The 13,702-nt window shown below is 52.9% G+C and carries 11 protein-coding genes and 4 tRNA genes; 2 read left to right on the top strand and 13 right to left on the bottom strand.

What is annotated here, in order from left to right; translation table 11 throughout:
* The first annotated feature begins 3 nt into the window (after window positions 1-3).
* Together hemX and hemY are read left to right on the top strand one after the other, a co-directional pair.
* A complete protein-coding gene (gene hemX / locus SK33_RS23265) occupies window positions 4-1,179 on the top strand; it encodes a uroporphyrinogen-III C-methyltransferase (protein WP_003017955.1) in 1,176 nt (391 codons plus the stop codon).
* 2 nt (window positions 1,180-1,181) lie between these two features.
* The gene (gene hemY / locus SK33_RS23270) at window positions 1,182-2,381 is read left to right on the top strand and encodes a protoheme IX biogenesis protein HemY (RefSeq protein WP_003017958.1); all 1,200 of its coding nucleotides are present in this window, start codon (window positions 1,182-1,184) and stop codon (window positions 2,379-2,381) included.
* A 455-nt stretch (window positions 2,382-2,836) separates the two neighbouring features.
* On the opposite strand, the gene SK33_RS23275 is transcribed toward hemY, so the two are convergent.
* From SK33_RS23275 to wecB, 13 genes are all read right to left on the bottom strand, one after another.
* A tRNA-Pro gene (locus SK33_RS23275) sits at window positions 2,837-2,913 on the bottom strand.
* A gap of 41 nt (window positions 2,914-2,954) precedes the next feature.
* Window positions 2,955-3,040 (bottom strand) — tRNA-Leu (locus SK33_RS23280).
* A 20-nt stretch (window positions 3,041-3,060) separates the two neighbouring features.
* Window positions 3,061-3,136, bottom strand: a tRNA-His gene (locus tag SK33_RS23285).
* Window positions 3,137-3,192: 56 nt separating this feature from the next.
* Window positions 3,193-3,269, bottom strand: a tRNA-Arg gene (locus SK33_RS23290).
* 102 nt (window positions 3,270-3,371) lie between these two features.
* Window positions 3,372-4,757, bottom strand: coding sequence for a bifunctional threonine/serine APC transporter ThrP (gene thrP / locus SK33_RS23295; RefSeq protein ID WP_003017961.1), 1,386 nt, complete (start codon window positions 4,755-4,757; stop codon window positions 3,372-3,374).
* 277 nt (window positions 4,758-5,034) lie between these two features.
* Entirely contained in the window at window positions 5,035-5,775 is a 741-nt protein-coding gene (wecG, locus tag SK33_RS23300; protein WP_003017964.1) for a lipopolysaccharide N-acetylmannosaminouronosyltransferase, read from the bottom strand.
* Window positions 5,775-7,130: an ECA oligosaccharide polymerase gene (gene wzyE / locus SK33_RS23305; protein WP_003017967.1), complete on the bottom strand. Its 1,356-nt coding sequence runs from the start codon at window positions 7,128-7,130 to the stop codon at window positions 5,775-5,777. Before wzyE ends, wecG begins: the two co-directional genes overlap by 1 nt.
* Window positions 7,127-8,206 (bottom strand): TDP-N-acetylfucosamine:lipid II N-acetylfucosaminyltransferase, encoded by a 1,080-nt coding sequence (locus SK33_RS23310; protein ID WP_003017969.1) that lies wholly within the window; start codon window positions 8,204-8,206, stop codon window positions 7,127-7,129. Before SK33_RS23310 ends, wzyE begins: the two co-directional genes overlap by 4 nt.
* The gene (gene wzxE, locus SK33_RS23315) at window positions 8,203-9,453 is read right to left on the bottom strand and encodes a lipid III flippase WzxE (protein WP_003017971.1); all 1,251 of its coding nucleotides are present in this window, start codon (window positions 9,451-9,453) and stop codon (window positions 8,203-8,205) included. The genes SK33_RS23310 and wzxE overlap by 4 nt, the downstream gene beginning before the upstream one ends.
* Window position 9,454: 1 nt before the next feature.
* Window positions 9,455-10,585, bottom strand: coding sequence for a dTDP-4-amino-4,6-dideoxygalactose transaminase (rffA, locus tag SK33_RS23320; RefSeq protein ID WP_003017973.1), 1,131 nt, complete (start codon window positions 10,583-10,585; stop codon window positions 9,455-9,457).
* A gap of 4 nt (window positions 10,586-10,589) precedes the next feature.
* Window positions 10,590-11,267: a dTDP-4-amino-4,6-dideoxy-D-galactose acyltransferase gene (gene rffC / locus SK33_RS23325; protein ID WP_003841192.1), complete on the bottom strand. Its 678-nt coding sequence runs from the start codon at window positions 11,265-11,267 to the stop codon at window positions 10,590-10,592.
* Window positions 11,264-12,526, bottom strand: a complete 1,263-nt coding sequence (gene wecC, locus SK33_RS23330; RefSeq protein ID WP_048220136.1) for a UDP-N-acetyl-D-mannosamine dehydrogenase — start codon at window positions 12,524-12,526, stop codon at window positions 11,264-11,266. The genes rffC and wecC overlap by 4 nt, the downstream gene beginning before the upstream one ends.
* Window positions 12,523-13,653: a non-hydrolyzing UDP-N-acetylglucosamine 2-epimerase gene (gene wecB, locus SK33_RS23335; protein WP_032950621.1), complete on the bottom strand. Its 1,131-nt coding sequence runs from the start codon at window positions 13,651-13,653 to the stop codon at window positions 12,523-12,525. The genes wecC and wecB overlap by 4 nt, the downstream gene beginning before the upstream one ends.
* Window positions 13,654-13,702 lie beyond the last annotated feature (49 nt).

Genomic DNA, 13,702 nt, shown 5'->3' on the forward strand with positions numbered 1-13,702 from the left:
ATAATGACGGAACAAGAAAAATCCTCCGCCGTGGTTGAAGAGACCAGGGAGGCCGTGGAAACCACGTCACAGCCAGTTAATACTGAAAAAAAGAGTAAGAACAGCACCGCGCTGATTCTGAGCGCTGTGGCGATTGCTATTGCGCTGGCAGCAGGCGTTGGGCTGTACGGCTGGGGGAAACAACAGGCAACAACACAAACGGCAACCAGCGATGCGCTGGCGAACCAGCTGACGGCACTGCAAAAAGCGCAGGAAAGCCAAAAAGCTGAGCTGGAAGGCATTATTAAACAGCAGGCAACGCAGCTGGATGAAGCCACTCGCCAGCAGGCCGCGCTGGTCAAACAGCTTGATGAAGTCCAGCAAAAAGTCGCCACCATCTCCGGCAGCGATGCTGGAACATGGCTGCTGGCGCAGGCTGATTTCCTGGTGAAACTGGCTGGTCGCAAATTATGGAGCGATCAGGACGTCACTACCGCCGCGGCGCTGCTGAAAAGCGCCGATGCCAGTCTGGCAGATATGAACGACCCGAGCTTAATTACCGCGCGACGTGCGATTACTGACGATATCGCGAGCCTCTCCGCGGTGACTCAGGTCGACTATGACGGCATTATCCTGAAAGTGAATCAACTCTCTAATCAGATCGATAACCTGCGTTTGGCCGACAACGACACCGACGATTCACCGATGGACTCGGACAGCAGCGAGCTTTCCAGCTCTATTAGCGAATGGCGCGTCAATCTGCAAAAAAGCTGGCAGAACTTTATGGACAGCTTTATCACCGTGCGCCGTCGTGATGAAACTGCCGTACCGCTGCTGGCACCGAACCAGGACGTTTACTTACGTGAAAATATCCGTTCCCGCCTGTTAGTGGCTGCCCAGGCCGTGCCGCGTCATCAGGAAGAGACATACCGCCAGGCGCTGGAAAATGTCTCCACATGGGTGCGTGCTTACTACGACACCGACGATGCAGCGACCAAAGCGTTCCTTGAAGAAGTAGACCAACTGAGCCAGCAAAGCATCAGTATGGATGTCCCGGAAACGCTGCAGAGTCAGGCTATTCTCGACAAGTTAATGCAGACCCGCGTACGTAATTTACTGGCGCAACCTGCCACAGCACCGGTAGCAGCAGCGCCAGCGCCTTCGACAGACGCTCCGGCAACCGCGCCGCAAGGAGAATAATGATGCTAAAAGTATTGTTGCTCTTTGTGCTGTTGATCGCCGGGATCGTCGTCGGTCCGATGATAGCCGGTCATCAGGGCTACGTGTTGATCCAGACGGATAACTACAATATCGAAACCAGTGTGACGGGCCTGGTGATCATACTGATCGTCGCCATGGTCGTCCTGTTTGCGATTGAATGGCTGTTGCGCCGAATTTTCCGCACTGGCGCACATACCCGTGGGTGGTTTGTGGGTCGTAAACGTCGTCGCGCCCGTAAGCAGACCGAACAGGCGCTGCTCAAACTGGCAGAAGGTGACTATCAGCAGGTTGAGAAGCTGATGTCGAAAAATGCCGATCATGCAGAACAGCCTGTAGTGAATTACCTGCTGGCGGCAGAAGCGGCTCAGCAGCGCGGTGACGAAGCTCGCGCCAACCAACACCTTGAGCGTGCTGCCGAACTGGCGGGAAATGATACGATCCCGGTAGAAATCGCTCGCGTTCGCCTGCAACTGGCGCGTAATGAAAATCACGCCGCACGCCACAGCATAGACAAACTGCTGGAAGTAACGCCACGTCATCCGGAAGTGCTGCGTCTGGCTGAGCAGGCCTACATTCGCACCGGCGCATGGAGTTCCTTGCTGGATATTATCCCATCCATGGCAAAAGCGCATGTGGGTGATGACGAGCACCGCGCCATGCTGGAACAACAGGCATGGGTTGGCTTGATGGATCAGGTCCGTGCCGATCAGGGCAGCGAGGGGCTGCGTGCATGGTGGAAAAACCAGAACCGTAAAACCCGTCATCAGGTTGCTTTGCAGGTAGCAATGGCTGAACATCTGATTGAGTGTGACGATCACGATACGGCGCAGCAGGTCATCATTGATGGTTTGAAACGTCAGTACGATGACCGCCTGGTGCTGCCAATCCCGCGTCTGAAAACCAATAATCCGGAACAGATAGAAAAAGTGCTGCGCCAGCAGATTAAAGCCGTGGGCGATCGCCCGTTGCTGTGGAGTACGCTGGGTCAGTCGTTAATGAAGCATGGGGAATGGCAGGAAGCCACGCTCGCCTTCCGTGCCGCTCTCAAACAGCGCCCGGATGCCTATGACTACGCCTGGCTTGCTGACGCGCTGGACAGACTGCATCAGCCGGAAGAAGCCGCCACCATGCGTCGTGATGGCCTGATGTTGACGTTGCAGAACAACAATCCCCCGCAGTAACTCCTGAATGCCCGGTGGCGCTTTCGCTTACCGGGCCTACATATTTTTCATCTCGTATACACAAAATCATTCGAGAAGCAGCTCGAAGGATTTTGTGTATGCATAAAAAAACGCCCGCTCGGTAAGGAGCAGGCGTTAAACAGGTCTGTATGACAACATAAATGGGTGCTTCACTCAACGTTATGTCCATGGTGTTTGATGAGGCTACGCGACATCTGTCTGTGGACGATAAGCACCGTAAACGGCTCTGCATCATTCCTGAGTTTATGAGGCCAGAGGGCGAACATAAGAGATGGAATGAGCATCTACCTGCATATTATTGCACAAGGCATGCCACGATTGCACTGCAAAAACCAGGTATTCGGACTTTTTAAGACATCAGGTAATTCGCGGGAATAAAGGCAGAGAAGGGAAAATCAGAAAACAAAAAACCCCGCCGAAGCGGGGTTCAAAATTGGTCGGCGAGAGAGGATTCGAACCTCCGACCCACTGGTCCCAAACCAGTTGCGCTACCAAGCTGCGCTACTCGCCGTTTTACTGCTTTTTGAATTTTTAGTTCAATTATTTAAGTCGTGGTGCGAGGGGGGGGACTCGAACCCCCACATCCTAAGGACACTAACACCTGAAGCTAGCGCGTCTACCAATTCCGCCACCTTCGCATTTCACAACTTTAAATTAATGGGGTGGCTAATGGGATTCGAACCCACGACAACTGGAATCACAATCCAGGGCTCTACCAACTGAGCTATAGCCACCACTGCAAATCTTTTACGCGGTATTAAAACCACCGCAGCTCTGGCACCCTACTAAATGGTGCGCCCGACAGGATTCGAACCTGAGACCTCTGCCTCCGGAGGGCAGCGCTCTATCCAGCTGAGCTACGGGCGCTTAGCGCCGTTGCGGGGCTGGATATTACGGAGGTCTCGGTCTTCTGTCTAGTGCTTTTTTAAAATAAATTATCGTTTGGTCATGGTTTGTGCGTTTTGTCGCTTATTCCCGCAATTTATGGGCTGTGCCATGACGATTCAGACCAAAAACCTTATAAATGAACGTCACGGCCAGTAAGAAACCCATGCCAACAAAAAGCGACATTCGGGTATCTTCATTAAAGTACATGCCAATTAATACGCAAATCAGGAACGCCATCGTCAAATAATTCGCCCACGGGAACAGAATGGAGCGGAATGGATGACTGGCAATCGCCGCTTTATGCGCCTGACGGAAACGCAGCTGGCTTATCAGGATCACAAACCACGGCACCATCCCCGGCAACACGCTGGCGCTATAGACATAAACAAACACGCGCTGCGGATTGGGAATGATGTAGTTCAGGCACGAACCAATCAGCAGGATCGCGATAGAAATGGCCACGCCGGCAACCGGTACGCCATGGCGAGAAACTTTCCCAACAGCGGCGGGGAGCTGGCGATTCTTGGCCAGCGCGTAGAGCATACGCCCACAGCTGTACATGCCGCTGTTACAGCCAGACAGCGCCGCCGTCAGGACCACAAAGTTAATAATCCCCGCCGCGGCGGTAATACCAATCTTGGCAAAGGTGAGAACAAACGGACTGCCGTTGCTGCCAATCTCATTCCACGGGAAAATAGTGACGATAACAAAAATTGCGCCAACGTAGAAAATCAGGATACGCCACAGCACTTTACCTACCGCGCTACGCAGCGTGACCTGTGGGTTCTTCGCTTCACCTGCAGTAATGCCGATCAGCTCCACGCCCTGGTAAGAAGCCACGACAATACACAATGCCGTCAGGAAGCCCTTCCAACCACCGGCAAAGAAACCGCCGTGTTCGGTCAGGTTGCCAAAGCCGATCGCCTGACCGCCATTACCAAAACCGAAGAAAATCACCCCTAACCCAATGACGATCATCACAATGATGGTGGTCACTTTGATCATGGCAAACCAGAACTCAATTTCACCATACAAGCGAACTGCGGCGAGGTTCGCCAATGCAACCAATCCGACCGCGATCAGTGCGGGTATCCATTGCGCCATTTCCGGGAACCAGAACTGGACGTACACCCCGATGGCGGTAATCTCTGAGATCCCCACCGCCATCCACATAAACCAGTATGACCAGGCGGTGAGATAGCCAAAGAAGGGGCTCATATAACGGTGAGCGTAAACAGCGAATGAACCGGCAACCGGCTCGAGGAATAACATCTCCCCCATAGAACGCATAATGAAAAATACGAACAGCCCGGCGACGATATACGCCAGCAGAACCGAAGGTCCCGCCCATTTCAGGGTACTGGCGGCCCCCATAAACAGCCCGACGCCAATAGTGCCCCCGAGGGCAATTAATTCGATGTGACGAGCCTCCAGCCCACGCTGTAGCTCAGGTTTGTTCTCGGCCATAAATCCTCTTGTTGTGTTTGCATGCTGTCCGGTATTACCGGTTCTCGTTATGGGTACATCTTGTTATGTCATAACAGGCCATACGACACCGACCGCTTAGCGGTTGGCGTCAAAACTCCACGGCACTGGAATGATTGTTGCGAATGGTTTCCTAAAATCGCTTAAATGGCAATTAAAGCATTCAAAAAATGAATATATTGTGCGAGAAAGCAGCGATTATGTTGTAAATAAGTAGCGTAATTAGCAGATCACGCTACTTATCAGAGGAGAGAGGGCGTCAGAGGTTGCCTGTATAGTGCCAGCGGAGATAGCGTAATAAGCGAAGTTGTCGAGTAATACGGCTCGGTTGCGACAATAAGCGATACAGCCACTCCAGCCCCAGATTTTGCCAGATTTTAGGCGCACGCTTAACGTGACCGGTAAAGACGTCGTAAGTGCCACCCACGCCCATATACAGCGCGTCAGGGTGAGTCTTGCGGCAATCACGCATAAAGATCTCTTGTTTCGGCGACCCCATCGCCACCGTCACAATTTGCGCGCCGCTGGCGTGAATACGCTCAAATAACGCCTGACGCTGCTCTGGGGTAAAATAACCATCCTGGCTACCCACAATGTTCACACGCCACTGTGCACGTAGTTTTGCTTCTGTTTGCGCCAGAACTTCAGGCTTGCCACCAACCAGGAAAACAGGCGTTCCGTTTTGCCCAGCTCGCGCCATCAGCGCTTCCCAAAGGTCAGCACCGGCCACACGTGAAACCTGCGCCTGCGGGAATTTTTTGCGCACCGAACGCACCACGCTAATCCCATCAGCATATTTGAACTCCGCGGCGTTGATCAGCTCCCTCACTTCAGGATTATCTTCTGCTGTCAGCATTTTCTCAGCGTTGATAGCCACCAGCGTTCCTGACCTGAGGTGTCCTTCGGCAAACAGGTAATTCAGCGCATGTTGCATATCGCGCCAGCCAATCAGTTGTAATCCGCGCAGCGAATACAGCGGCGCAGTTGTATTATCTGTCATTACGATCCTTCAATTTGTGTCCGGGGCAGCGACTTGATTCGTTTATGGATGAGTCCTGCGCTATCGAATAGCCAAAACAGCAGTTTTGCCATCAGTAGGCAAACGCCAAAAATCACGAGGAAAAAGACCACTCGCGAGACAAACGAATCCAGCCCTTCACGTGCCAACACGATCATATTGAAAATGGCGCCAAAACAGAAACTGTGCAAAATCGCCGCCTTATAGCGATTGGTTTCTTGGTTACCTAGCTCATACAGCCAGTCGAACCACTTGATAATGAGTCCAACGACAATCGCGCCTAATGGTATAAAAAGCGCCCCGCCCATCACCACCAGCGAACCAATTAACGTCGGCGAAATCGCCAGTCCTGAGTGGTTGTTCAACACCTCCCAGGTAAAGTAGTTCGCTGAGTTGAGTACAATACTCGGCCGCCCAGGCCACAGCCAGGAAGGAATAAAGACGTAGAAGTCACGGACAATCGGCGCCAGCCCCTGGAACTCAATATTGTGGTAATTCTGCAGCAACAGCGCCAGGTTCTCCCACGGCGAGAAAGTGTCGCGCGTAAGGTACAGGAACGTATAGAACGCCTCATCGCCACTAACGCTCATTCCGTAGCGCTTCAAGGCCAGCCAGAACATCCCGACAATACCCAGCACGCCTGCGGCGACCAACATCCACAGAGAAATCCAGCCGCGAATAATGCCGATAAACAAGAAGATGGCAAACGCGATTATGATATTGGCGCGTGTCCCGCCCACAATCATATAGGTCAGCAAACCAAACGCGACGGTGCTCACCAGGAAGAACAACCACGCTTTGCTGTCCTGACGCAGGAAATAAACCACCAGCATGGCCGGAATGAAGAAGTAGAAGAAACGCTTCAGAGCGACCCCAGAGACTTCGCTGGAAAAAATCTGGCTATAGGATTGCAGTCTGAACAGCAGGAATCCGTTGTGCATAAAGAAGACGCCCACGCTCACCAGCGCAATCGCCATCAGGATAACCCAGGTCAAATGGGCTTCAACGCGATTGATGGTAAACAGCGGCCTGCGCGGCTTACCCTCTACTCGCTTACGCAATCGCGTTTTATACGTCACGTAGTAGACGGCATAGAAACAGGCTGCTGACAGCAAGGCCTGCAGCAGGATCTCCGGCGGAGCCACTGCCACATCAAAGCGGAACACCAGGATGCTGGTTAACGGGAATCCGAAGAAGAACGTCAGCAAGAACAACAATGAGAAGAAAACATTGAAGTTAAAACGTACGCGGCGGAACTCAAACCAGGTCAGCGTGGCGATAAATAAGGTAGAGAGCAGCCAGACTACCAGCAGACCGCTGAATTGCATCAGGCTCATACGGTTTCTCCTGAAGCAATGCGCAGCGCGTTATACCACGGCTGCAGATAATTCGGGCTAAAGAAGGTAATCGTGTTTTTATCTACCGATGCCAACTGGCGCTGCGCTTCACGTACGACGCCTTCATTGAGATCATCCGTGGTAAATAACACTGGAAGATTCTGTTCCACCATATCCTGCCAGAAGGGATTTTCACGGTTGAGCACGCACGGGATACCCGCCTGGATCAGCAAACACAGGGTACCGATCCCCTGCTGCCGGGCAAAAATAAAGTAACCCAAATCGCATTGCCGCAATAATGTTAGATAGGCATCAAATTCCAGCTTTTCACTTAAAATTTGCAGATTATCAGCGCTAAATAATGCCATACCGGCCTGGCGAACCTCGTCGATATAGGCATCATTATTGGCGGGGTAACCCATCGGCACAATCACGTTCACCGTGTCGCCGAACTGCTGATGGACAGCACGCAGCGCGGCAACATGCTCATTGCTGCAATCGCCAGAGTTGCCAACCAGCACCGTCATCTTGCCGCTGCGCTGACAATCATTGCTCATGTTATTGAGTGAAGGATCCATTCGCGTTGGGAAATAGAGCAACTCACCCCGTACATGCGGATGCTGCTCGGCGAAATAACGTAAATCGCCCCGCGTGGCAAATACGCAGCCCACGCGGTTCTGCGCCATGCGGCGAATCGGGTAAAACAGGCGGAATTTCAGCCCACTGGAGACTTCGTATAAATCAGCACCCCAGATATGCCAGTAAAACTGCGTCGGTTTAATTCCCCCGCTCAGCAGCGCCAACCACAGGCTGGTGTTGAACTGACCGTGGAAGAAGAATCGCTGTTGGCGATTCGCTTTTGCTTTCGCAATAACTGCTTCGGCTAACGCTTTTTTCCCGCTGTAGAAACTCAGCGATAACGCCGGGCAGCTCTCACTGAATCCCGCATCCTGACCGGCAACCATAAACGTGCGCGCGTGCTCGCTCGTCGCGGCAAGCGAGTCGTTGAAAAACCGCAGCACGGTTTGGTTATGGTGAGGGATATCCGATCCCAGAACGTGAATCAGTACAGTCATGCCCGCCTACGCCAGAGTAAAAACACGCCACAACAAAGAGAAAAATAGACGATGTACGTTGCCATATAAGCCTGTGCCGCTCCCAGCGCACCATGTGCAGGGATCAGCCAGTGAGCAAACACCGTCAATAACATGAACTGGCTAATTTCAGCCAAAATATAAAACCGCAGTGATGCTTTCGCGATCACCAGATACCCAAAGACATACGCCCCAACTTTTAGTACATCGCCAACCAGTTGCCAGGCAAACAGATCGCGCATGGCGGTGAATTTTGCGGAGAAAAGCAGCCAGATAGCAAAGTCACGCAGTAGCCAAACGGTAAAGCTCGCAGCGGCAACTGCTGGTAACACGAACTTCAGCGACTTAACCACCTCGCGCGTAATGTCGCGCTTTTCAGTCAGTCGCGACAACGTCGGCAGCAAGTAAACGCTGAATGAAGCGGTAATGAATTGCAGATAAGCATCAGAGATACTGCTTACCCCCTGCCAAATCCCAACATCATCCCAACTGTACTGCGCCGCCAGCAGGTTTCGCATCATCACGTATGCCACAGGCAACGTTACGGAGGTAATCAGCGCCATCAGCGTAAACTTGCTTAGCTGTCCAGCCAGACCGTTATCCCACGAGGGTTTCAGGTAATGCAGAGGAATCGCCCCGCGCTTAATCAGCATAATAGCGGCAGGGATAACGACCAACGCGGGCACTAACGCCAAACCCAGCAAAGCGCCTTCATACCCTCCCAGGCGATAACAGCCATAATAAGCCACTACGCCCACCAGGCTACCCACAATCAGCGACAGCGCGTTACCCGCCGCATCTCGAAAACCCTTCATCAACGCCAACAGCAGATTCGCCCAGGCAATGCCCATCTGCACCAGCGCAACCAGTCTTACCAGCCCCTGATAATGAGTATGACCAAACAATCCCTGACTGATTGGTGCGGCCGCCAGCAGAAAAATCACCGCCATCAGCGTAGAGAATCCCAGCACCATCGCGGAAGATGTACCGACGACCTTGCGGAGCCGGGTCGGATCGTCATGGTGCTGCGCAACATATTTCGTGACGCCGTTGAAAATGCCGGCCCCCGCCAGGACACCAAGCACGGTGACCATCTGGCGGAAGTTACCCGCCTGCCCCACGCCTGCCGGGCCAAACGACACCGCCAGCAGCTTCACGACCAGCAAACCCGCACCAATTTTTACCAGCGTACTGGCTGCCGTCCATAAGGACGCTTTAGCAAGCGACATTTCAGGCGAAGTAGTTGAGTAAGGTCGAAATTACCGTTCGCTGGTTGACCGGCGACAGGTTGTAGAACAACGGTAAACGCAGCAAACGCTCGCTCTCTTTGGTGGTGTAACGATCAACACCGGCAAATACGCCGAATTTGTCGCCAGCCGGGCAATCATGCAGCGGGATATAGTGGAACACCGCCATAATTTCAGCTTCTTTTAGGAAGTTAATCAACGCCGTGCGATCGTCGATATCGCGCAGCTTGATGTAAAACATATGGGCGTTTTGCACGCAGTCGTCCGGTACAGAAGGCAGCTCGATACGTCCGGTACGCGCCAGCGGTTCAAGAGCATCATAGTAGTTCTGCCACAGAGTCAGACGCTGCTGGTTAATGCGGTCCGCTGCTTCCAGCTGCGCCCACAGATAGGCGGCCTGTAGATCGGACATCAAATAACTGGAGCCGATATCACGCCAGGTATATTTATCTACCTGGCCACGGAAAAACTGGCTGCGGTTTGTCCCTTTTTCACGGATGATCTCTGCACGTTCGACTAATTTTTTATCATTAATCAGCGTCGCGCCGCCTTCACCACCTGCGGTATAGTTTTTGGTCTCATGAAAGCTAAAGCAACCGATGTGACCAATCGTCCCCAGCGCCCGACCTTTGTAAGTCGACATAACGCCCTGGGCCGCATCTTCCACCACAAACAGGTTATGTTTGGTCGCCAGCGCCATAATAGTATCCATTTCGCAGGCCACGCCCGCGTAATGCACCGGCACAATCGCGCGGGTTTTGTCGGTGATCGCCGCTTCAATCAGCGTTTCGTCAATGTTCATGGTATCCGGGCGGATATCAACAAAGACAATTTTCGCGCCTCGCAGCACGAAAGCATTGGCCGTGGAGACAAACGTATAGCTTGGCATAATGACTTCATCGCCAGGCTGGATATCCAGCAGCAATGCCGCCATCTCAAGCGATGCGGTGCAGGAAGGCGTCAGCAATACTTTCTCGCTGCCAAAATGCTGTTCCAGCCACTGCTGGCAGCGACGGGTAAAACCGCCGTCGCCACACAGTTTGCCGCTGTTCATCGCAGCCTGCATGTAATCGAGTTCAGTGCCCACCACCGGCGGTGCGTTAAATGGAATCATCGTGTCACCTGTATAACCAATACGCGGTGCTTTCCACATTCGCACCACTGTGTATATAACGTTTAAGCGCGGCGGTATTGCCCATTTGGGTCGCCACACGCAGTGCTGTTTTACCGTGAGCCTGCGCCCAGCAAAGCGCGGCCTGCATCAGTTCTGCTCCCGCCCCACGCCCGGCTAGCAGGCCAATTCGCGCCTCGGTCGCATTCAGTTCACGCAGCGAGACATAGCCACGAATCTCACCTGTTGGTGTACGAAAAACGAGGCATTGATGATCGAACGTCCCCAGCACCGCGTTTTCAATCCACTGCGCATAAAAACGCGCGCTGGCATCTGCGGCATACCACGGGGCGCGAAAACGACTTTGCGCGAACGCCTGTCCTGCCAGATGGCGTAATGCAGGGATATCCGTAGTTTGTGCGACCTGCGCACCGGGGTCACCATGCGCACACGTCACTGGCAGCACAAAATCTACTTCACCTTCAACCAGTGAGAAGCCCAGCTGTTGCAGGGCATCTAATGCTTGGGTATTGGCGGCAGGTATTTTTGCCTGTACCCGCGACCAGGGCTGCAACGCATCCGCAGTCAGAACCGACGCGTGTTGGTCAAAACGCACAATGGCGCTATGCACGCCAAAGAACGTATTTTCCCAGCTAAGCGGCTCAATACTGGCGCGGATTTTCACCGCCAGACCCCTTTGGTATCAACGACATATTGCTGGTGAACCGCATCGCCTTTAATGGCTTTAAATTCATTGTGGTCGACCAGCAAGACCAGCACATCGGCGCTTCCCAGGGCATCGTCCAGCGTTGCCAGTTGGCACAGACCGTCCAGTTTTTTCGGCAGTTGATGGATATTCGGTTCCACCACCAATGTTTCGCCTTTGTGCCAATGCGCGATACTTTGCGCAATTCCCATCGCCGGGCTTTCACGTAAATCATCAATATTCGGTTTAAATGCCAGACCAAAACAGGCAATTTTCACTTCGCTGGCCCGTTTATTGGTATCCGCCAGACAGTCGGCCACGGCAGCTTTTACCCGATCGACCACCCAATGAGGCTTACCGTCGTTTACCTCACGCGCGGTACGGATCAATTTAGCCTGTTGCGGGTTCTGCGCCACGATAAACCACGGATCAACCGCGATACAGTGCCCGCCAACACCCGGACCCGGCTGCAAAATATTCACGCGCGGATGGCGATTTGCCAGGCGAATCAGTTCCCAGACGTTGATCCCCTGATCGGCGCAAATCAGCGACAACTCATTAGCGAAGGCGATATTGACGTCGCGGAAGCTATTTTCAGTCAGCTTGCACATTTCCGCTGTGCGCGCGTTGGTCACGACACATTCACCCTCAAGGAAAATGTTGTACAGTTCGCTAGCACGCGCGGAACAGACGGAGGTCATTCCCCCAATCACGCGGTCGTTTTTAATCAGTTCAACCATCACCTGACCTGGCAGCACGCGTTCAGGGCAATAGGCAATATTGACGTCAGCCTGTTCACCGACCTGCTGCGGGAAAGTCAAATCAGGACGCATTTCAGCCAGCCATGTGGCCATCTGTTCGGTAGCCCCGACAGGCGACGTCGATTCAAGGATCACCAACGCGCCTTTTTTCAGCACCGGAGCAAGAGACTTGGCTGCGGCTTCCACATAAACCATATCGGGTTCGTGCTCCCCCTTAAACGGAGTAGGCACAGCAATCAGAAAGGCATCCGCATCTACAGGGGTTGTGGTCGCACGCAGAAATTCATTTTCGACCGCCGTTTTCACCACGGCGCCCAAATCTGGCTCAACGATATGAATTTCACCGCGATTAATGGTATCCACCGCGTGTTGATTTACATCTACGCCAATCACATGCTTTTGACGGGAAGCAAAGGCAGCCGCCGTCGGCAGTCCGATATAACCCAGCCCAATGACAGAAATGGTCGTAAAACTCATAGCGATATCCGATTATTTTTTAACGCGTGTAAAATGCGGCCACATGCCTGCCCGTCACCATACGGATTATGGGCGCGGCTCATGGTCTGATATTCATTATCGTCATGCAGCAAACGCGTGACTTCTTCGACAATACGCTGCGGGTCTGTCCCTACCAGACGTACTGTACCTGCAGTAATCGCTTCCGGACGTTCCGTCGTTTCGCGCATCACCAGTACCGGTTTCCCCAAAGATGGGGCTTCTTCCTGAATCCCACCGGAGTCGGTCAGGATCAGCCAGGCATGATTCATCAGCCAGACAAACGGCATGTAATCCTGCGGTTCAATCAGGATGACGTTTTCAACGTGACCCAGAATGCGATTAACCGGTTCGCTAACGTTAGGATTCAGGTGCACCGGATAGACAATCTGTACGTTCTGATTAGCCGCAGCAATTTCCGCCAGCGCGTGACATATGCGTTCAAAACCGCGACCGAAGCTTTCACGACGATGACCGGTCACCAGTATCATCTTTTTATCCGAGCTCAGGAAAGGATAATGCTCTGCTAATTCAGCACGCAATTCATCGTTCGCCAGTACGCGGTCGCGAACCCAGATCAACGCATCAATCACCGTATTGCCTGTGACGAAAATACGATTTTCGGGAATAGCTTCCCGTAACAAATTTTGGCGCGAGTTTTCTGTTGGCGCAAAATGATACATAGCCAGACGCCCGGTCAGCGTCCGATTCGCCTCTTCTGGCCAGGGAGAGTAGAGATCACCAGTACGTAAACCAGCCTCTACATGCCCCACCGGGATGCGCTGATAGAACGCAGCCAGACTCGTGGCAATGGTCGTTGTGGTATCACCATGAACCAACACCACATCAGGTTTAAAATCAGCCAGAATTGGCTTTAATCCTTCCAGTATTCGGCAGGTAATTTCTGTTAGTCCCTGACCTGGCTGCATAATGTTGAGATCGTAGTCAGGTACAATGGAAAAGAGGTTCAACACCTGATCGAGCATCTCCCGATGCTGCGCCGTGACGCAAACTTTTGCCTCAAAATCAGGATCTTTTGCCAACGCATGAACCAGAGGTGCCATTTTTATGGCCTCTGGTCGCGTGCCAAATACAGTCAGTACTTTCACATCGATTCTCTTCGGATTGGCAGTGAGGGCCCAGCCCCTCACTGCAACG

The organism is Citrobacter sp. MGH103, from assembly GCF_001034475.2.
GTDB lineage: Bacteria > Pseudomonadota > Gammaproteobacteria > Enterobacterales > Enterobacteriaceae > Citrobacter > Citrobacter freundii.